A 17,270-nucleotide genomic window follows, 5' to 3' on the forward strand; every position below is an offset into this window, starting at 1 on the left:
GGTAATTAGCGCCGCCGCAGCAGCGCCGCCAGCGCGCCGTCAAAATCGAACTCGTGCGCGGCGGCTGCCACTTCCTGGTAGACGTGGACGCCCAGGCTGGCGGCCAGCAGGCTGGCCGAGTTTTCCAGGATGTCGATGGCCGCGCCATCGCCTTCGCGCAGGTGGCTGGCCAGGCGCGCCAGCAGCAGCTGGATGGCGGGGGCGGCAGGGTCGGGTGCCATGTCCTGCGCCGCCGTATGGGTCGCTTCCGGCGTGCTCAGCATGCTGCTGACCGCACCGAGCAATTGATCCTGCGCCAGTTCCAGCTGCAGCATCTGCCGGGCCAGATCGGGCGCCTGCGCACGCAGTGCCGATTCCAGCGTTTCCGACAGGCCATGCACATGGCGCGCACCGATCATGCCGGCGGCGCCCTTCAGGGTATGCGCCTTCAGGCGTGCGGAGGCATAGTTGCCGGCGTCGAATTCGGCGCGGATCTGGCACGGCGTGGTGCCGTGGTCATGCAGGAAGCGGCGCAGGATTTTCAGGTACAGGATGCGGTCGCCCATGATGCGGCCCAGTCCGTTCTCGACGTCGAGAATACGGACCATATCGGATGCCGCTAAGGCGGCATCATCATCACAAGTGACGTGTGGTTTCAGCATGCTGTGCAGAGAGCCCCAAAACTTGTCACTGTCGTAAAGCAGGAAGCACTATTTTACTTCCTGTCGTGCTCAACATCGCGCCCGCTTGCCACGCTAGCGCGTGCTGAATGACCAGTTGTACGTGATGTCCGCGCCATTGACTTTGCCGATGAAACTCACGTCATAGGTGGTATTCGCGGCCAGGGGCGCCAGCGGAATGATGGATGCGGCCGAGACCGGCGTATGCATATCGCTGCCGCTCGTCAGCAGGCGCACTGTCAGGTCCGTGCCGGTACCGCGCTGGCGCACGCTGAACGCCGTCACGCTGACCGTGGTGCCGTAGTTGGCGTGCACGCTGATCGGGTAGCCGACCACGTCCTGGTTCGGCACGGGATCGGGCGATTCGTTATCGCTGGAAAAACTGACGGCCACCTTTTGCTGTCCGCCAAATGGATAGGCGACGATTTGCGCCGCCGCCAGCCCGGGGCCATAGTTGCGGTTGCTTGCCAGGTCGGTGGTGAAATACGCGTAGCCGGCGCTACTGACGGCCGCCCCCGCGCCACCTTCCTTGAAGAGCGGCTCGAAAATGACGAAGCGGTGATAGATGGCCGTGACCAGCTCTTCGGCCAGGTAAAAGCCGGAGTTGTTGCTCGCGCCGGCGATGACTTCGCCCTGCAGCGACGTGACGACGTAGCCGGCCTTGGCCAGGCGGTCGCCCAGTTTGACGCCCGTAAAGCCGGGCTTGCCCTGCACTTGCTCGTGCGCCACCGTATTGTTGAGGTTCAGATAGCTGGAATGGCCCAGGGCCGCGCTGTCGATCTGGCCGTTGCGCACCAGTGGCGACAGGCCGATCTGGCTGCGCCGGTAGTTGAACCAGTTGAAGCCATCGGTGGCGATATTGTTACTGAGGACGGGAGCGCCCGGTTCCTGCGTCAGCTGCCCTGCCGGGGTCGAGGTGCTCAGCGACGGCTTGCCTCCGCTATCGCCGCCGCCGCAGGCGCCCAGCAGGGCTGCGCTCAGCAGGGCGGGTATCCAGTATTTCCAACGCAGTGACGAGGCAATCAAGAGGGCTCCTGTATCGATAAACGGGCAGTGGTGGGGGAGGGTGCTGCCCAGTGAAACGATTTTAAGGCATTTTTATATGCCGTAGAGCATCTATGACAAGATATGTCGCGCTCGTGCGGGGGCGGTGCCGCAGCTGCGCAGGGTAGAATGGGCACAGTGCAGTGTTTACCGCTGCATTGCCTCATTCCCGCTACTTTGATTGCCCATAATTTGAACACATTGCCCAAGTCGCGCCTGCAGCGCGCCAAGTACGCCTTGCCCAGCATGGTGACTTTGCTGTCGATAGCCTGCGGTTTTGCCAGCATCGTCATTTCCGTCGATAACGCCGCGGTGGGCGACGCGGATGCCTATCGCCTGGCCGCGGCGCTGCTGGTGCTCGCCGGGGTGTTTGATGCGCTCGACGGCTATGTGGCCCGGCTGACGGGGACCAGTTCGCAGTTCGGCGTGCAGCTCGATTCCATTGCCGACGTGATGAATTTCGGCTGCGCCCCGGCCGTCTTGTTGTACTGCTACGGCTTTGTGCAGATGGGTGTGCACGATCCGCTGCTGCTGCGCTTTGGCGGCATGGCCAGCTTCTTCTTTGTCGCTTGCGGCGCCATGCGCCTGGCGCGCTTCAATGTGAATGTGGGGCGTACCGACCCGCTGTATTTTGTCGGCATGCCGATCACGGCCGGTGCCGCCTGCGTGGCGGCCGTGGTGGTGGCCTGGCCGGCGCCCATCGATTCCATGCTGCACAGCTATCTGCTGATGCTGCTGCTGGTGGGCGTGGGCAGCCTGATGGTGTCGACCTTGCGTTTCCCCAGTTCCAAGCAAAAGAAAAGCCTGGCCGCGCTGCTGGTGCTGATCGTGGCCATCGCCTTGCTGGTGTGGCTGAAGACCAGCTTCTTTGCGCTGTTCTTCGCCGTCTACATCGCTGCCACCCTGGCGCTGAACCTGGCCTGGTATCTGGGCTGGCGCGGCATTGCGTTGCCGCAAGTCTTTAATGATCCGGATGAGATTGACTAGACTTTAAGCCACCTCGTGCCCGCGCGCGGCGCGCAGGATGGCGAACCAGTCACTGCGGCTGAGCGTGAATTGCGTGCCTTCCACGGCTACGCCCACGGCTTCGATGCGGCCCGAGCCCGTCAGCGGCAGGGGGCGGCATGGCAGTTGCATGATCCAGGCAAACACCACGCTGGCAAACGGGCGCTGCAGCTGGTCGGCGATCTGCTTGATGACATTGCGCAAGTTCTCCACATTCGCATCGCCACCCTGGAACAGCCTGCCGCCGGCCAGCGGCGACCAGATCATCGGCGCCACCCCCACGTCCTGCAAGCCGTCGAAGGTTTCGTCGAACAGGGGCGTTACGTGCAGCGGCGAGAATTCCACCTGGTTCGTCACCAGCGGGAAACGCCGGTGCAGGCATTCGAACTGGTGGCGGCTGAAGTTCGATACGCCGAAGTGCAGGACCTTGCCCGCCTGTTGTAACTGGGTAAACGCGCCGGCGATCTCGTCGAAATCCATCAGCGGATCGGGACGGTGGATCAGCAGCAAATCCAGGCGGTCCGTGTGCAACTGGCGCAAGGTGTGTTCCACGGAGCTGGTGATGTGCGCCGCGCTCGTGTCGTAATGCTGGATGGCGTGTCCGGGACGGTGGGGCGAGAGCAGCTTGATGCCGCACTTGCTGACCAGCTCCATCTTGTCGCGCAAGCCCGGTTGCAGGGCCAGCGCTTCGCCAAACAAACCTTCGGCGCTGTAATCGCCATAGATATCGGCATGGTCGAAACTCGATACGCCCAGGGCCAGGCATTGCTCGATGAAGGCCAGTCGTTGCTGCGCCGACATATTCCACTCGCCGATGCGCCACATGCCGGCGACGATGCGCGACAGTTCGGGACCGTTGCTGCTTAAACGGCTGCGTGGTGCTTGCAGGCTGGCGGGAAATACGTGGCTCATGGGCTGGCTTTCGGATGGTGACGTGATGGACTCGCCACGATTATAGCCAGCTAATCTAGAGCATGCTGCGGATGAAGCGGCAGCAACGCTCTTGCAGGGCAAGGTCGAGCTGGCCGCCCAGTTGCATCTGGTACACCAGCGCCGATTGCAGCATGAAGGCGAACAGGCGCAAGTCGAGGTCGGCGCGCACGCCGATGTTGACCAGGCGCTGCACCACCAGGGTGATCCACGGTGCGACGATCTGCTCGCGAAAGCGCAGCTGGGCGGCCGCATCATCGTGGATCAGTACCAGTAAATCACAGGTGAAGCGGCCATCGGCGTTCAGGTTGTCGAAGATGCGCGCGCAGATCGCTTCGATTTCCTGGCCATCCGGCATGTCGAGCGCGCGCTGCAGCTTTTCCGCCGTGCGCTTGACGAGCGCGTCGAGCAGCATGTCTTCGCGCCGCGGCCAGCGCCGGTATATCGTCTGGCGCCCCACGCCGGCCACGTCGGCCACCATCTGTATCGTCACCGCTTCCAGTCCATATTGCCTGACCAGCATGACGATCGCTTCGAGCACCGCATCTTCCACACCCGCCTTGCGCGGACGTCCACGCGGCGCTGCTGCATTTTTAATCACCTTGAGCCTGTCTCTGAATGTTTCTTTTAATTATGGTACGATGCGCACCGTAAATGCAAAGCGACTGCTTGTCAATCACCTTGATCAATTAACCGGCAGGCGGATGCGCCGCGATACCCCAGTCATCTCTACGTGAAATCTGCCATCTCCGCGGCGCTTGCCCGCATTTTCTTTCTGACTCCCACATCCATCACTGTGGCGGCTCGCGCCGCCTGAGGAAAACCTATGAAAATCATCGGGATTTCGCCCCATCGGCGACACTTCTTGCGCAAGGCTGTCGGCGCCGCACCTGCCGTGGCCTTGCTAGCCGGCGCCGGCGGCGGCCTGGCCATGGCCGTCTCCAAGGACCAGCCTGCCTATAAACCGCGCTTTTTCGACGCCACCGAATGGGCCACCCTGAGCGCGCTGGTCGACCGTTTGATACCCGCCGACGCCGAAGGGCCGGGTGCGCTGGAATCGGGCGTGCATGAATTCATCGACTCGCAGATGAACACGCCTTACGCGTATGGCGCGCTGTGGTACATGCAGGGGCCGTTCGTACCCTCGATCGAACAGTTCGGCTACCAGTTCCACATGGCGCCGCGCGAGCTGTACAAGAGCGCCCTGGCCGGCGTCAATGCGGCCGTGCACAAGCAGTCCGGCAAGCCCTTCGTGCAGCTGAACGGGGCCGAGCGCGATGCCGTCATCACGCAATTGCAAAAGGGCACCCTGGACATCGGCGCAGTGCCATCGAAGATCTTCTTTAACCAGCTGCTGCAAAACACGCGCGAAGGATACTTTTGCGACCCCGTGCACGGCGGTAACAAGGACATGCTGGCCTGGAAGATGGTGGGATTCCCTGGCGCGCGTGCCGACTACATGGATTGGGTGGAACAGTACGGAAAAAAATATCCTCTTCCGCCGGTATCCATAGCGTAAAACTTTTAGTAGCAGATCAAAGAAAAAGAAAAACCATCATGAGTGATATCAAACCAGATGTAAAAATGAAGCCTGTCGATGCCGTGATTGTCGGCTTTGGCTGGACCGGCGCCATCATGGCCAAGGAATTGACGGAAGCGGGCCTGAACGTGGTCGCGCTGGAACGCGGCGAGTACCGCGACACCTATCCCGACGGCGCCTATCCGAAGACCCTCGACGAGCTGACCTATATCCAGCGCAGCAAGCTGTTCCAGGATATGTCGAAGAGCACATTTACCTTCCGCCACAGCATCACGGGCGTGGCCGTGCCGTACCGCCAGATAGGCGCCTTCAAGCCGGGTACGGGCGTGGGCGGCGCGGGCTTGCACTGGTCGGGCATGCACTGGCGCGTCCTGCCGGAAGAGCTGCAAATCCGCAGCCACTACGAACGCCGCTATGGCAAGAAATTCATTCCCGAAGGCATGACGATCCAGGACTTTGGCGTGACCTACGCCGAGCTGGAGCCGCACTTCGATTTCGTGGAAAAAGTCTTCGGCACCTCGGGCCAGGCGTATAAAGTCAACGGCATCGTCGTCGGCGACGGCAATGTGTTCGAGGGCGACCGCTCCGACAATTACGCGCTGGCACCGCAAAAAGTGCCGTACACGGCAGAGTTGTTCCGTCGCGCGGCCAAGGCCGTCGGCTACCACCCGTTTGTCAACGCTTCGTCGAACGCGTCCGGCCCGTACACGAACCCGTATGGCTGCCAGATGGGGCCATGCAACTTTTGCGGTTTCTGCTCCGGCTACGCCTGCTACAACTACTCCAAAGCCTCGCCCAACGTCAACATCATGCCGGCCCTGCGCATGGTGGCGAACTTTACATTGCGTGCCAACTGCAATGTCGTGCGCATCAACCTCGACGGCAGCAAAAAACGCGCAACGGGTGTGACGTATATCAATGCGGACGGCAAGGCCGTCGAGCAGCCGGCCGACCTGGTCATCGCCAGCGCGTTTGCCTACAACAATGCGCATCTGTTCCTGTTGTCGGGCATTGGCAAGCCGTACGATCCCGTCAGCAATGAAGGCGTGGTGGGACGCAATATCGCCTACCAGATGATGTCCACCATCCAGACTTTCTTCAAGGAAGACACGAACACCAACCCCTTCATCGGCGCCGGCGGCACCGGTGTCGCGCTCGATGACTGGAATGGCGACAATTTCGACCATGGCCCGCTGGGCTTTGTCGGTGGTTCGCCCGCCTGGTGCAACCCGGCCGGCTCCAAGCCGATTTCCGGCATCGCCACACCGGATGGCACGCCCGCCTGGGGTTCTGCCTGGAAAAAGGCCGTCAAGAAGAGCTATCTGAACACGGTCTCCTTCGATTGCCATGGCGCCAACATGACTTACCGCGATTGCTATGTCGACCTCGACCCGACCTACACGGACAAGTATGGCCAGCAATTGCTGCGCTTTACCTTCGACTGGAAGGAAAACGACATCAAGATGAGCCGTTTCGTCACGGACAAGATGATGAAGGTGGCTGAAGCGATGAATCCCGAAGCGATCAAGGTCTCCGTCAAGAGCGTGGGCGACCACCTCGACTTGCGCAACTACCAGACCACTCACTGGGCGGGCGGCACGGCCATGGGCGCGGACCGCAAGACCAGCGTCGTCAACCGCTACTTGCAGAGCTGGGATGTGCACAACGTGTTTGCCGTCGGCTCCAGCGTGTTCCCGGTCGGCATCGGCTACAACCCGACGGGCCTCGCTTGCGCGCTGACCTACTGGTCGGCCAAGGCCATCCGCGAGCAATACCTGAAAGATCCCCGTCCCCTGGTCGCTTGATAAAGAACAAGAAGATGAACAACACATTCACCACCACCGTGGGCGCGCTGCTGCTGGCGCTCGCCGCCAGTACCCCCGGCGCCGCCTGGTCGGCCGCCGCCACCACCCCGAACGCCCAGCTGATACGCCAGGGTGAATACCTGGCTCGCGCGGGCGACTGCATCGCCTGCCATACGGCCGGCAGCAAGGGCCAGCCGTTCGCCGGCGGCCTGGGCATGGAAACGCCGATCGGCAAGGTGTATTCCACCAACATCACGCCCGACAAAAAAGCCGGCATCGGCGACTGGAGCTTTGCCGATTTCGACAAGCTGATGCGCACTGGCGTGACGAAACACGGTTACACCGTGTATCCGGCCATGCCCTACCCGTCGTACTCGCGCCTGAGCGAGGCGGACATGCAAGCGCTGTACGCCTATTTCATGCATGGCGTGAAGGCGGACCCGACGCCGAACAAGGCAGCCGACATCCCGTGGCCGCTGTCGATGCGTTTTCCGTTAACCATCTGGCGCTGGGTCTTTGCCCCCACGCCGCAGCCCTACAAGGTACCGGCCACGGGCGACGCGCAATTGCTGCGCGGCGCCTACCTGGTGCAGGGCCTGGGCCACTGCGGCGCCTGCCATACGGCGCGCGGCGTGGGCATGCAGGAAAAATCGCTGACGGACGCGGGCAATACCACCTTCCTGGCGGGCGGCGGCGTGATCGACGGCTGGTCCGTGCCCTCCTTGCGCAATGAACATGGCGGCGGCCTGGCGCGCTGGAGTGTGGCGGAGATCGCTGAATTCCTGAAGACGGGCCGCAATAGCCATACGGCCTCGTTCGGCGCCATGAACGACGTGGTGGCCCATTCCATGCAGCACATGACGGATGGCGACTTGGCGGCGATGGCGAAATACCTGAAGTCCTTGCCGCCATCGAACCCGGCCACGCCCGCGTTTGTCGCGGACGACAAGCTGGGCAAGCAGTTGTTCAGCGGCGTCGTCAATTCCAAGGGTGCGCAGTTGTACCTGGACCGTTGCGCCGGTTGCCACCGTTCCGACGGCAAGGGCTACGACAAGGCCTTCCCTGCGCTGGCGGGCAATGCCGTGCTGCAGACGAACGATCCTACTTCAGCCATCAACATTGTGCTGTCGGGCGGCGCCGTGCCGGCCACGCGCACGGCACCGTCGGCGCTGACGATGGCGCCGTACGCCGACATTTTTAATGATGAGCAGACTGCGCAAGTGGTGACCTTCATCCAGACCAGCTGGGGCAACCGCGGCGCACCGGTGACGGCGGCGCAGGTGGCCAAGGTGCGCAAGCTGTCCGTGCCGGTGGCAGCGTCGCAGACGGAAGCGACCTTTGCGGCAGGCCGCCCGGGCACTTTCCCGCCCGTGGCGCGCCAGCCGCACTTGAAGGATGCGCCGCTGAAGTAAGCTGACGTAGCGCAAGACGAAAAAAATGCCCGCAGTATCTGCGGGCATTTTTTATGGGATACAAGAAATAATTACTTCATCCACAAACGCATCGAATCCCAGGCGCGGCCGAAGATCGTGGCCTGGTTGATCGGCTCCAGCGCCACGACAGGCAGTTCCAGCAGAACCTTGTCTTCAACCATCATTTTCAGCTTGCCGACCGGGGCGTTTTCAGCCAGTGGCGCGACCAGCGGGTCCTTGCGTTCCAGCACAGGTTTCATCTTGGCAGCCATGCCTTTTGGCACGGTGACGAGCACGTCGCGGGCGAAACCGATTTTCACGGTGCCTTTCGAGCCCTTCCATACTTCCGGCGTGGCCACGGCCTGGCCCTTCGAGTACAGCTTGACCGTATCGAAGTTCTGGAAGCCCCAGTTCAGCAGCTTCTGGCTTTCCTGCGTACGGGCCTGGTCGGACGTGGTGCCCAGCACCACCGAGATCAGGCGGCGCTCGCCGGTGCCGCCTGGACGGCGGGCCGACGCGATCATGCAATAGCCGGCCGCTTCCGTGTGGCCCGTTTTCATGCCGTCCACGGTCGGGTCCAGCCACAGCAGGCGGTTGCGGTTAGGCTGGGTGATCTTGTTGTAGGTAAAGCTTTTTACGGAATCGATTTTGTAGAATTCCGGATAGTCGGCGATCACGCGCTGGGCCAGCACGGACAGGTCTTGTGCGGTGGAATAGTTCTCGGGGCTAGGCAAGCCATGCGGATTGGCAAAACGCGTATTTTTCAAGCCCATGCGTTGCGCTTCGCGGTTCATCAGCACGACGAAAGTGCCTTCATCGCCGGCGACGGCTTCAGCCAGCGCCACGGCGGCGTCGTTACCCGATTGAATCATCAGGCCATGCAGCAAGTCGTCGATCGATACGGGGGTGGCCGGGTCGATGAACATCTTCGAGCTGCTCGAATCGACTTTCCAGGCGCGCACGGAAACATTCACTTTTTGGTCCAGCGCCAGTTTCTTTTCGCGGATGGCGGCAAACGTCAGGTAAGCCGTCATGATCTTGGTCAACGATGCCGGCTCGATGCGCGCGTCCGGATCTTGCGAAGCAATGATCTGGCCACTCGTGGCGTCAAGCAGCAGCCAGGACTTGGCGGCGATGGTCGGGGCTGGAACGCTCTGGGCGTAGGCGGCGGATAGGAAAAGTACACTGGAGGCCAGTGCCGCTAAAAGTTTTTTCATGGAGGCTGGTCTGCGAAAAAGATGAAGGCTGGGGGCCATGTTGTTGCTGCTTACATGGCCGCGTGGAAAAAACGGATCAATTATAGCCGTGGAGACGGTAGTAAGCCCACACTTCAATGATCATCTGCTGCGATGGCGGGTTTGTCACCATGCCACAGCGCAATCACGAGGTTCTTGATGTGATTGAGCTTGCGGTGGAAAAAGTGGTCGGCGCCGGGGATCACGATCACGGGAATGTCTTGTGGACGGGCCCAGTCGAAGACGGCGGACAGGGGAATCGTGTCATCCAGTTCGCCGTGGATCAAAATCGTGTCGGCCGGAATGTCGGCCATGGCCCACTTGCCTGCCGCGCTGCCAATCAGCGCCAGGCGCTCGACGGGCGTGCCGGCGGCTGCCAGGCGCTCCTGCAGTTTCGATTGCACGAAGGTGCCGAACGAGAAACCGGACAAGGCCACGGGCAAGCCCGGGTACAGGCCGCGCATGTGTTCATACAGCAATTGCATGTCGTCCGTCTCACCCACGCCATGGTCGTGTACGCCTTCCGAGGCGCCCACGCCGCGGAAGTTGATGCGCGCCACCACGTAACCGAGGGCGACAAAGGCGCGCGCCAGGGTTTGCGTGACCTTGTTATCCATCGTGCCACCATACAGCGGGTGCGGATGGGCAACGAGAGCGATGCCGCGCGGGGTGTCTGCCGGGAAATCGAGCAAGCCTTCCATGCTGCCTGCATGGCCGGCGAGGGTAAATTTTTCCGAATTTCTGTTCATGATGCTCATACTGGTGGCTATCTCTTAAATTGGCATTAAATCTTGAGGCGTTCGACGATTTTGCCGCCCACCAGGTGCGAATCGATGATTTCATCGATATCGCTGGTGTCGACATAGGTGTACCAGGTCGCTTCCGGGTAGATGACCAGCAGCGGGCCTTCTTCGCAGCGGTCCATGCAGCCGGCCTGGTTGATGCGGATCTTGCCTGCGCCATTCATGTCGAGTTCCTTGATGCGGCGCTTGCAATGCTTTTGCGCCGCTTCCGCGCCATGGTCGCCGCAACTGTTGCGGCCGTCTTCACGTTTATTCATGCAGAAAAAAACGTGGCGTTCAAAATACGGTGCGTCGCTCATACTATGCTCCTGCTGATTCATCAATACGCCATGATAGCGCTTATGGGTGGTCTTCGCGACGCTGGCGCTGCGCATCGTCCTGCCGGTTCAGGCGGTGCGAGGGCAGGCACAGGAACCACAGGGCCATGAAAGGCCACAGCAGGGCCAGGAATTGCGCCGCGCCATTAAAGTTCAGGAATTTTCCCTGTACCCAGCCTTGCAATGTGGACATGAAATACGGGTTGATCGGCGTCGTATTCACCATCACTAGACTCAGCAGCAAGGTGGCGGCCGCGATGCGGCGCTGCGCCACATGGGGCGCGAAGGCCAGGCCGCCCAGCATGATCAGGCCGATCAAAAAGCCGCCCTGCGCACCCGGCGTGATCCAGACGAAGGCGTTTTCCGGCGAAAACAGCAGCGCGCTGGCCATCGAGCGCACGATCAAGGCGGCGGCGATCAGGATCAGCATCAAGATGGCGCGCGGTGCGGCGCGGCGCAGCAGACACAGCAAGGTAAGCACGGCGCCCGTCATGCCGCAAGCCGTGATGATGGTTTCTGATAGCCAATATTGCTCGACGGTCAATGTCACATCGGGACGCAGATACGTGGCCAGATCGATCTCCATGCCCATCAGGCTGGAAAGCCAGTCCGACAGGATGGGCAGCAGCTGGCCCAGGCCGAACAGATAGCCTTGCGGATAGATTTGCGCCAGTGGCCACAAGGCCACCAGCACCAGGCCCTGGCTGGCGTGCTGGGCAAACCAGCGTTGGCGCACGCGGTACAAATGGCTATGGTCGAGCAGCTTGCGCGCCGTCAAGGCACCGATGATGGAACCGATAAAGCAGCCGGCCGCATTCGTATAAAAATCGAGATTCGACGACACGCGGCTGGGCAAATAGGTTTGCACCGCTTCCATGCTGCCGGAGATGAAGACGCCGCACAGGCTGGCGATCACGACGGCAAAAAATCCCGTGACCCTGGGGAACAGCGAATACACGATCAACGCGCCCAGCGGGATGTAGCCGACGACGTTGATGCCCACGTCAAAGCCCGTCCAGTAGCGGGGCATGCGCGTGTTTTCCAGGAACGTCAGCGGCGACAAGCCATTGCTGTGCCAGCCCGTGAACGGGAACCAGCTGGCGTAGACGATCAGGAAGACGTAGGCGAGCAGGGTCGCGCGCGACACGGGCGACGAGCGTACGGGCGGCAGTGGCGCTGGCTGGCTGGCAGGGGCTGCGGAGGCGGTCATTCTGTGACGGTCATTCTTTCGGGATGGTCAGCGTGCCCAGCCAGACCAGCAGGTCGTTGGCGATGGCGTCCGACGCTGCCGCCAGCGCCTGCGCGCCGCCTTGCGCGTCGGCGCTGCCGGCCGGGCCGCTGCGACTGAAGGTTTTCTGGTCGATCAGGCGGTGGCCGCGGAACAGCGAGGCGCGCAGCGAGACGTGGCCGCTGCTGTGCGTTTGCGTATCGAAGTTTTGTGAGAAATCATCGACGTCGATGCGCAGCAGGGGAATGCCGGCGGCCGCGTCCGTAGTCGACAGCACTTTCACGCCGCTTTGCGCCACGCGCGTTTTCAGGCGCTGGCTCAACAGTTGCAACGGCGGCGTGTTCCAGCGGTTGTAGGCGTAAGGACGCGATTGTTGCGCATCGGCGTACAGCAGGCGGTAATACATGCGCTGACTGTCCAGCCACGAAGGGCCGTTGGCGTCGGCAATCACCAGCACGGGCACGGCTGGCGCCGCCGCTGGTGCGGCCGCCATCGGCGCCACCGGGCCGAAATCATAAAACGTGGGCACGGGGCCGCGGCTGGCGCAGCCGCCCAGCAGGAAAGCGCCGGCCAGGGCCAGCACCGTGAAATTGCGAGGGATGTGCATGCTTTCTTCTCCTTATTTGCCCGGCGCCGAAAAACCGGGCTCGCCCGGGCCGGGCGGGATGTCTGGGGCGCCGAACAAGATGCTCTGCGGCTGTTCATTGAGCGTGCTCATGGTGGTTTTCAGGGCGCGCATCGAAGAGCGCGCCTCGCCGCTCAGCTCGATGACCTGTGGCAGCACTTCCAGCGATACGCCATTGGCCACCGTTTCCACCGAATTGCCGACCCGGTCGACCGTGCCATTGACCTTGTCGAGCACGCCGCCGGGCGCCTGGATATCGTTGCCCAGCTTTTTCCAGGTGGCCGTCAAGTCCGACACGTTCTTGCTAGCCGTGCTGACGGCCGTCAAGGTTTGGCGTGTTTGTTCCGTCAGTTGCGGCAATTGCGTCAGGGTCGGCTCCAGCTGCTGCGGAATGGCGCCGAAGGCCTTGGCTGCCTTGCCCACTTCATTGAAGGCGCCCAGCATGGCCGCCTGGTTGTCGGGGCTGAGCAGGTTGTTGACCTTGTTGGTGATCTGCTCGGCCTGGTCGAGGATGCGCTTGCCGCGCTTTTCCAGTTGGTCCAGCAAGCCGGCGCGCAGGGGAATCAGCGACGGCTTGTCCTTGCTGGTGCCCAATAATTTGGAACCCACGTGCTCGTCGTCGAGCTGGATGTAGGCGATGCCCGTCACGCCCTGGTAGCCCAGGGTAGCAAAGGTGGTGTGGGTGACGGGCGTGTCTGGTGCCACGCTGATGTGCACGAGGATTTGCCCCGCTTTTTGCGTATCGAAATCGATGGCGTCGACCTTGCCCACTTCCAGGCCCCGGTAGCGCACGGCCGCCTGTGGGTTCAGGCCCGGCACGGACAGGGTGGTGGCGAGCAGATACGGGACGCGTTCCACGCGGTCACGGTTGAACCAGACGCCGAACAAAATGGCGGCCACCAGCAGGGTGAGAGTAAAAAATCCCGTCATCAGGGCATGTGATCTGTTTTCCATTACTTCTCCGCTTTCTTGTCTGTGCCGGCGTCAGCGCCTGGCTGCGCCGCCTTGCTTGCCGCCGCCTGTTTTTCATCGAGGACAGCCAGCGCGCGCTGGCCGCGGTCACCGAGAAAAAATTGTTTGATGAACGGGTGGTCGACTGCGATCACCTCGCGCGTGGGGCCGATGGCGATCACGTGTTTTTCCGCCAGCACGGCGATGCGCGTGGACAGGGCGAACAGGGTGTCGAGGTCATGCGTGACCATCACCACCGTCAAGCCCAGCTCGCGGTGCAGCGACTGGATCAAAGAGACAAAGCTTTCCGACAGGTCCGGGTCCAGGCCCGCCGTCGGTTCGTCGAGGAACAGCAGCTTCGGTTCCAGCGCCAGGGCGCGCGCCAGCGCCACGCGCTTGATCATGCCGCCCGACAGGTCCGATGGCATTTTCAGCGCATGTTCCGGGCCCAGTCCCACCATGTTCATCTTTAATAATACCGCGTCGTGGATCAGCGCCTCGGGCAGCACGCGCAATTCGCGCATCGGCTGGGCTACGTTGTCAAACACGGTCAGGGCCGAATACAGCGCGCCTTGCTGGAACAGCATGCCCCAATGGTTGCGCAATTGCTGCAGCTGGTCGGAACTTGCTTTGTTAATATCTTCGCCAAAGACTTTGACGCAGCCGCGCGCCGGATGTTCCAGGCCCAGCATCTGGCGCAGCAGCACCGTCTTGCCCGTGCCGGAGCCGCCCACGATGGAGAGGATTTCGCCCCGTTCGATTTCCAGGTTCAAGTCCTGGTGCACGACGGTGCGGCCGAACTTGGTCCACAGATTGGTGATTTCCACCACGGGCGCGCTGCCATGCAGGTTGAACTGGCCGTCCTTGCCCGTGCCACAAGCGATATCGGTGTCGTCTGCCATCAGTAGCCCACTCCATTGAAGACGATGGCGAACACGGCGTCGGCCAGGATCACCACGGTGATGGCCGTGACGACGGCGGTGGTGGTGCCGTGCCCCAGGCTTTCCGTATTGGCCTTGATGCGCAGGCCGAAGTGGCAGGAGACGAGGGCGATCAGCATGCCGAAGATGACGCCCTTGCCCAGGCCGATCATGTAGTTGGCCAGCGGCACGGCATCCGGCAGCTTCTGGATGAAATAGCGCGCCGACAAGTTTAATTCCACCTTGGCCGCCACCATGCCGCCGATCAGTGCGGCCGTATCCGTCCAGATGACGAGCAGGGGCATGGAAATGGCCAGGGCAAGCACTTTCGGCATGATCAGGCGGAAACCGTGTGAAATGCCCATCACCAGCATGGCGTCGAGCTCTTCAGTGACGCGCATGACGCCCAGCTGTGCCGTGATGGACGAACCCGAGCGGCCGGCCACGAGGATGGCCGCCAATAAAGGCCCCAGTTCGCGGATGACGCTCATGCCCAGCAGGTTGACCAGATAAATGTCGCCGCCAAAGGCGCGCAGCTGCTGCGCCGACAGATAGGACAGCACGACGCCGATCAAAAAGCCCACGAGCGCCGTGATGCCCAGCGCCTGGAAGCCCGCATGGAAAATATTGGCGGAAATTTCACGCCATGGTCCGCGCATCGGGTGGCGCGCAAAGCGGCCGATATCCTGCGTTACCTGGCCCACGAGGGCGATAAAGCCCTTCAAATGTTCGAAAAACAGCAAAATGGTCATGCCCAGCTTCATCACGGGCGTGAGGCGGTTGGCGCGCGAAGGCGGCGTTTCCAGTGGGCCCGTCTCTTCGATGCGCCGGAAAAACTCTTCCTGGGATGGTGCCAGGGTCAGCTGCGCAGGGCGCCGCTTGCCCCAGGCATTCCAGAACAGCTGGGCGCCGATATGGTCCATGCTGTCGATCTGTGACAGGTCCCAGCTGGCATTCGCGTCGCCCTGCAAGGGCTTGAGCTGGGCGTCAATGGCCTTGATCGCATTGTCATGCGCAAGGGCGTGCACCTGCCAGGTGCCGCTGGCAGTGACAAGTGCTCCCTGTTGGGAGCTGGTCTGGGAGAGGGTCAGTTTCGGCGATTGTACAGTCGGCATCGTGCCAGTTTAAGGGAGAATGGCGCAGACCGCCACCGCTGTTCAATCGCCGCCGTTTCAGGATGCCAGGTGACGCGCCTGCCGCTGTGGCAGGGCCACGTCCGGGCGCACCTTGCTGTTGTTAGTGCTCACTTCGCTTGTCTTGGCCTGCGCGGCTGCCTGCGCGCCGCCCGCATAGTCGCTGGCCAGCAGGGCATTGGCCTCGGCTGCGCTCATGCCGCGCGTCTGCAGCCATTGCGCCACCAGCTTGGCCAGGCGTTCCATGGCGATGCGGTGGGTGGCGTCCGTGTGGGCGTACAGCCAGTTCGAAAAGTCCATGAAATTTTCAAACGGTGCATCGCCCAGCATCCATTGCACCGTATTGGCGAAGCGGCCCGAGTTGGCCACCAGGTCCCAGTAGCGGGCGAAGCGCACCAGGCGCTGCATGCTCATGAAATCGAGCTGCTTGTTGGCCAGGATGGTGTACGGCGGGTGCGGGTCGAACACCATGCCGTAATTTTCCGTGTGGCGGATGATGGGTGTGCCGCGCAGCCGCTTCAAGATGCCGAACTGGATTTCATGCGGTTTCAATGCCACCAGCTTGTTGAAGCCGGCCGCGAAGCTCGCTTCATCCTCGCCCGGCAAGCCGGCGATCAAGTCCACGTGCAGGTGGGCGTTCGATTCCTCGCACAGCCAGCGGATGTTGTCGGCCGCCTTTTGATTGTCCTGCTTGCGGCTGACCAGCGATTGCACGTCCGGATTGAAACTCTGGATGCCGATCTCGAACTGCAGGGCGCCGGGAGGGAACTTGCTGATGCCTTCTTTCAGGGCATCGGGCAAGTGGTCGGGCACCAGCTCGAAGTGGGCGTAGATCGGATCGTCCGGATTCGCTTCGATCTTATCTAAAAAGAACTGCATGATCTTCAGGCTGGTCTTGATGTTCAGGTTGAAGGTGCGGTCGACGAATTTGAACAGGCGGGCGCCGCGCGCATGCAGGGATTCCATCTCGGCCAGGAAGTTGTCCAGGGCGAAGGGCCAGGCCGTCTTGTCCAGCGCCGACAGGCAGAATTCGCACTTGAACGGACAGCCGCGCGACGCTTCCACGTAAATCGTGCGGTGGCGGATATCGTCGTCTGTATATAGAGAGTAGGGCAGTTGCAGTTCCGCCAGCGGCGCTTGCACGCCCGCGTGGATCTTCATCAGTGGTTTTGGCCCGTTGAGGATCTCGCCGCACAGCTTGGGGAAGGTGACGTCGCCCCAGCCCGTGATCAGGTAGTCGGCCAGCTTGACGATTTCCTGCTCGCCCGCCTCGTGCGACACTTCCGGCCCGCCCAGCACGATGATGACTTCGGGCGCCACGCGCTTGAGCATGGCCACCAGTTTGGTGGTTTCTTCGACGTTCCATATATACACGCCAAAACCGATGATGCGCGGCTTGTTCGCCAGGATGCGCTCGACCAGTTCCGTGGTTTTCGTGCCGATGACGAATTCCTGCAATCGCGTCTGCGCCTGCAACGGCCCCATATTGGCCAGCAAATAGCGCAAGCCCAGCGAAGCGTGGGTGTAGCGGGCGTTCAGGGTGGAGAGCAGGATGGTCATGGGAGGCGATGGAAACGGCGAAACCGCTATTTTACGCTGTCGCGTCACCGGTGCGCTGCGGCCACAAATGCCATGTTACCATTTGTCAATAATTACTAACTTG

At 61.7% G+C, this 17,270-nt stretch carries 17 protein-coding genes; 4 read left to right on the top strand and 13 right to left on the bottom strand.

Annotation, left to right across the window (positions count from 1 at the left end; genetic code table 11):
• Positions 1 to 5 precede the first annotated feature (5 nt).
• Positions 6 to 587: an Hpt domain-containing protein gene (locus ACQ4WN_RS09040; RefSeq protein WP_436551219.1), complete on the bottom strand. Its 582-nt coding sequence runs from the start codon at positions 585 to 587 to the stop codon at positions 6 to 8.
• 147 nt (positions 588 to 734) lie between these two features.
• Entirely contained in the window at positions 735 to 1,685 is a 951-nt protein-coding gene (locus ACQ4WN_RS09045) for a CAP domain-containing protein (RefSeq protein ID WP_436551220.1), read from the bottom strand.
• Positions 1,686 to 1,904: 219 nt separating this feature from the next.
• Between ACQ4WN_RS09045 and pssA the strand changes: the two genes are divergently transcribed.
• Positions 1,905 to 2,690: a CDP-diacylglycerol--serine O-phosphatidyltransferase gene (gene pssA, locus ACQ4WN_RS09050; RefSeq protein WP_436551243.1), complete on the top strand. Its 786-nt coding sequence runs from the start codon at positions 1,905 to 1,907 to the stop codon at positions 2,688 to 2,690.
• A gap of 3 nt (positions 2,691 to 2,693) precedes the next feature.
• Here the strand turns inward: pssA and ACQ4WN_RS09055 are convergent, their stop codons facing one another.
• Together ACQ4WN_RS09055 and ACQ4WN_RS09060 are read right to left on the bottom strand one after the other, a co-directional pair.
• Entirely contained in the window at positions 2,694 to 3,620 is a 927-nt protein-coding gene (locus ACQ4WN_RS09055) for an aldo/keto reductase (RefSeq protein ID WP_436551221.1), read from the bottom strand.
• A gap of 55 nt (positions 3,621 to 3,675) precedes the next feature.
• A complete protein-coding gene (locus ACQ4WN_RS09060) occupies positions 3,676 to 4,239 on the bottom strand; it encodes a TetR/AcrR family transcriptional regulator (protein ID WP_436551222.1) in 564 nt (187 codons plus the stop codon).
• Positions 4,240 to 4,464: 225 nt separating this feature from the next.
• On the opposite strand from ACQ4WN_RS09060, the gene ACQ4WN_RS09065 reads away from it, so the two are divergent.
• The 3 genes from ACQ4WN_RS09065 to ACQ4WN_RS09075 are packed head-to-tail and all read left to right on the top strand — an operon-like array spanning position 4,465 to position 8,395.
• Positions 4,465 to 5,157 carry a gluconate 2-dehydrogenase subunit 3 family protein gene (locus ACQ4WN_RS09065; RefSeq protein ID WP_436551223.1) on the top strand — a complete coding sequence of 231 codons (693 nt, stop codon included), beginning with the start codon at positions 4,465 to 4,467 and terminating at the stop codon, positions 5,155 to 5,157.
• A 38-nt stretch (positions 5,158 to 5,195) separates the two neighbouring features.
• Positions 5,196 to 6,983: a GMC family oxidoreductase gene (locus ACQ4WN_RS09070; RefSeq protein WP_436551224.1), complete on the top strand. Its 1,788-nt coding sequence runs from the start codon at positions 5,196 to 5,198 to the stop codon at positions 6,981 to 6,983.
• 14 nt (positions 6,984 to 6,997) lie between these two features.
• Positions 6,998 to 8,395 carry a cytochrome c gene (locus ACQ4WN_RS09075; protein ID WP_436551225.1) on the top strand — a complete coding sequence of 466 codons (1,398 nt, stop codon included), beginning with the start codon at positions 6,998 to 7,000 and terminating at the stop codon, positions 8,393 to 8,395.
• 71 nt (positions 8,396 to 8,466) lie between these two features.
• Here the strand turns inward: ACQ4WN_RS09075 and ACQ4WN_RS09080 are convergent, their stop codons facing one another.
• The 9 genes from ACQ4WN_RS09080 to ACQ4WN_RS09120 all read right to left on the bottom strand — a co-directional run bounded on the left by ACQ4WN_RS09080 (position 8,467) and on the right by ACQ4WN_RS09120 (position 17,167).
• Entirely contained in the window at positions 8,467 to 9,612 is a 1,146-nt protein-coding gene (locus ACQ4WN_RS09080) for a D-alanyl-D-alanine carboxypeptidase family protein (RefSeq protein WP_436551226.1), read from the bottom strand.
• A gap of 113 nt (positions 9,613 to 9,725) precedes the next feature.
• Positions 9,726 to 10,379 (bottom strand): alpha/beta hydrolase, encoded by a 654-nt coding sequence (locus tag ACQ4WN_RS09085; protein WP_058050378.1) that lies wholly within the window; start codon positions 10,377 to 10,379, stop codon positions 9,726 to 9,728.
• Positions 10,380 to 10,414: 35 nt separating this feature from the next.
• Positions 10,415 to 10,732, bottom strand: a complete 318-nt coding sequence (locus ACQ4WN_RS09090; protein WP_436551227.1) for a (2Fe-2S) ferredoxin domain-containing protein — start codon at positions 10,730 to 10,732, stop codon at positions 10,415 to 10,417.
• 40 nt (positions 10,733 to 10,772) lie between these two features.
• The gene (locus tag ACQ4WN_RS09095; RefSeq protein ID WP_436551228.1) at positions 10,773 to 11,960 is read right to left on the bottom strand and encodes a VanZ family protein; all 1,188 of its coding nucleotides are present in this window, start codon (positions 11,958 to 11,960) and stop codon (positions 10,773 to 10,775) included.
• A gap of 10 nt (positions 11,961 to 11,970) precedes the next feature.
• Entirely contained in the window at positions 11,971 to 12,585 is a 615-nt protein-coding gene (locus tag ACQ4WN_RS09100) for an ABC-type transport auxiliary lipoprotein family protein (RefSeq protein WP_436551229.1), read from the bottom strand.
• Between the two features lie 12 nt (positions 12,586 to 12,597).
• Positions 12,598 to 13,557 (bottom strand): MlaD family protein, encoded by a 960-nt coding sequence (locus ACQ4WN_RS09105; protein ID WP_436551230.1) that lies wholly within the window; start codon positions 13,555 to 13,557, stop codon positions 12,598 to 12,600.
• On the bottom strand, positions 13,557 to 14,456 hold the full coding sequence (locus ACQ4WN_RS09110) for an ABC transporter ATP-binding protein (RefSeq protein ID WP_436551231.1): 900 nt from the start codon (positions 14,454 to 14,456) through the stop codon (positions 13,557 to 13,559). Before ACQ4WN_RS09110 ends, ACQ4WN_RS09105 begins: the two co-directional genes overlap by 1 nt.
• On the bottom strand, positions 14,456 to 15,589 hold the full coding sequence (locus tag ACQ4WN_RS09115; protein WP_289952670.1) for an MlaE family ABC transporter permease: 1,134 nt from the start codon (positions 15,587 to 15,589) through the stop codon (positions 14,456 to 14,458). The genes ACQ4WN_RS09110 and ACQ4WN_RS09115 overlap by 1 nt, the downstream gene beginning before the upstream one ends.
• A 57-nt stretch (positions 15,590 to 15,646) precedes the next feature.
• Positions 15,647 to 17,167 (bottom strand): B12-binding domain-containing radical SAM protein, encoded by a 1,521-nt coding sequence (locus ACQ4WN_RS09120; protein WP_436551232.1) that lies wholly within the window; start codon positions 17,165 to 17,167, stop codon positions 15,647 to 15,649.
• Positions 17,168 to 17,270: the final 103 nt, after the last annotated feature.

This window comes from Janthinobacterium pasteuri (genome assembly GCF_051380775.1).
Classification (GTDB): domain Bacteria; phylum Pseudomonadota; class Gammaproteobacteria; order Burkholderiales; family Burkholderiaceae_D; genus Janthinobacterium.

Coding starts and splice junctions, on each gene's coding strand:
- ACQ4WN_RS09040 (WP_436551219.1), bottom strand. CDS start 587: ATGGTCCGTATTCTCGACGTCGAGAACGGACTGGGCCGCATCATGGGC.
- ACQ4WN_RS09055 (WP_436551221.1), bottom strand. CDS start 3,620: ATGAGCCACGTATTTCCCGCCAGCCTGCAAGCACCACGCAGCCGTTTA.
- ACQ4WN_RS09065 (WP_436551223.1), top strand. CDS start 4,465: ATGAAAATCATCGGGATTTCGCCCCATCGGCGACACTTCTTGCGCAAG.
- ACQ4WN_RS09070 (WP_436551224.1), top strand. CDS start 5,196: ATGAGTGATATCAAACCAGATGTAAAAATGAAGCCTGTCGATGCCGTG.
- ACQ4WN_RS09075 (WP_436551225.1), top strand. CDS start 6,998: ATGAACAACACATTCACCACCACCGTGGGCGCGCTGCTGCTGGCGCTC.
- ACQ4WN_RS09080 (WP_436551226.1), bottom strand. CDS start 9,612: ATGAAAAAACTTTTAGCGGCACTGGCCTCCAGTGTACTTTTCCTATCC.
- ACQ4WN_RS09085 (WP_058050378.1), bottom strand. CDS start 10,379: ATGAACAGAAATTCGGAAAAATTTACCCTCGCCGGCCATGCAGGCAGC.
- ACQ4WN_RS09090 (WP_436551227.1), bottom strand. CDS start 10,732: ATGAGCGACGCACCGTATTTTGAACGCCACGTTTTTTTCTGCATGAAT.
- ACQ4WN_RS09095 (WP_436551228.1), bottom strand. CDS start 11,960: ATGACCGCCTCCGCAGCCCCTGCCAGCCAGCCAGCGCCACTGCCGCCC.
- ACQ4WN_RS09100 (WP_436551229.1), bottom strand. CDS start 12,585: ATGCACATCCCTCGCAATTTCACGGTGCTGGCCCTGGCCGGCGCTTTC.
- ACQ4WN_RS09105 (WP_436551230.1), bottom strand. CDS start 13,557: ATGGAAAACAGATCACATGCCCTGATGACGGGATTTTTTACTCTCACC.
- ACQ4WN_RS09110 (WP_436551231.1), bottom strand. CDS start 14,456: ATGGCAGACGACACCGATATCGCTTGTGGCACGGGCAAGGACGGCCAG.
- ACQ4WN_RS09115 (WP_289952670.1), bottom strand. CDS start 15,589: ATGCCGACTGTACAATCGCCGAAACTGACCCTCTCCCAGACCAGCTCC.
- ACQ4WN_RS09120 (WP_436551232.1), bottom strand. CDS start 17,167: ATGACCATCCTGCTCTCCACCCTGAACGCCCGCTACACCCACGCTTCG.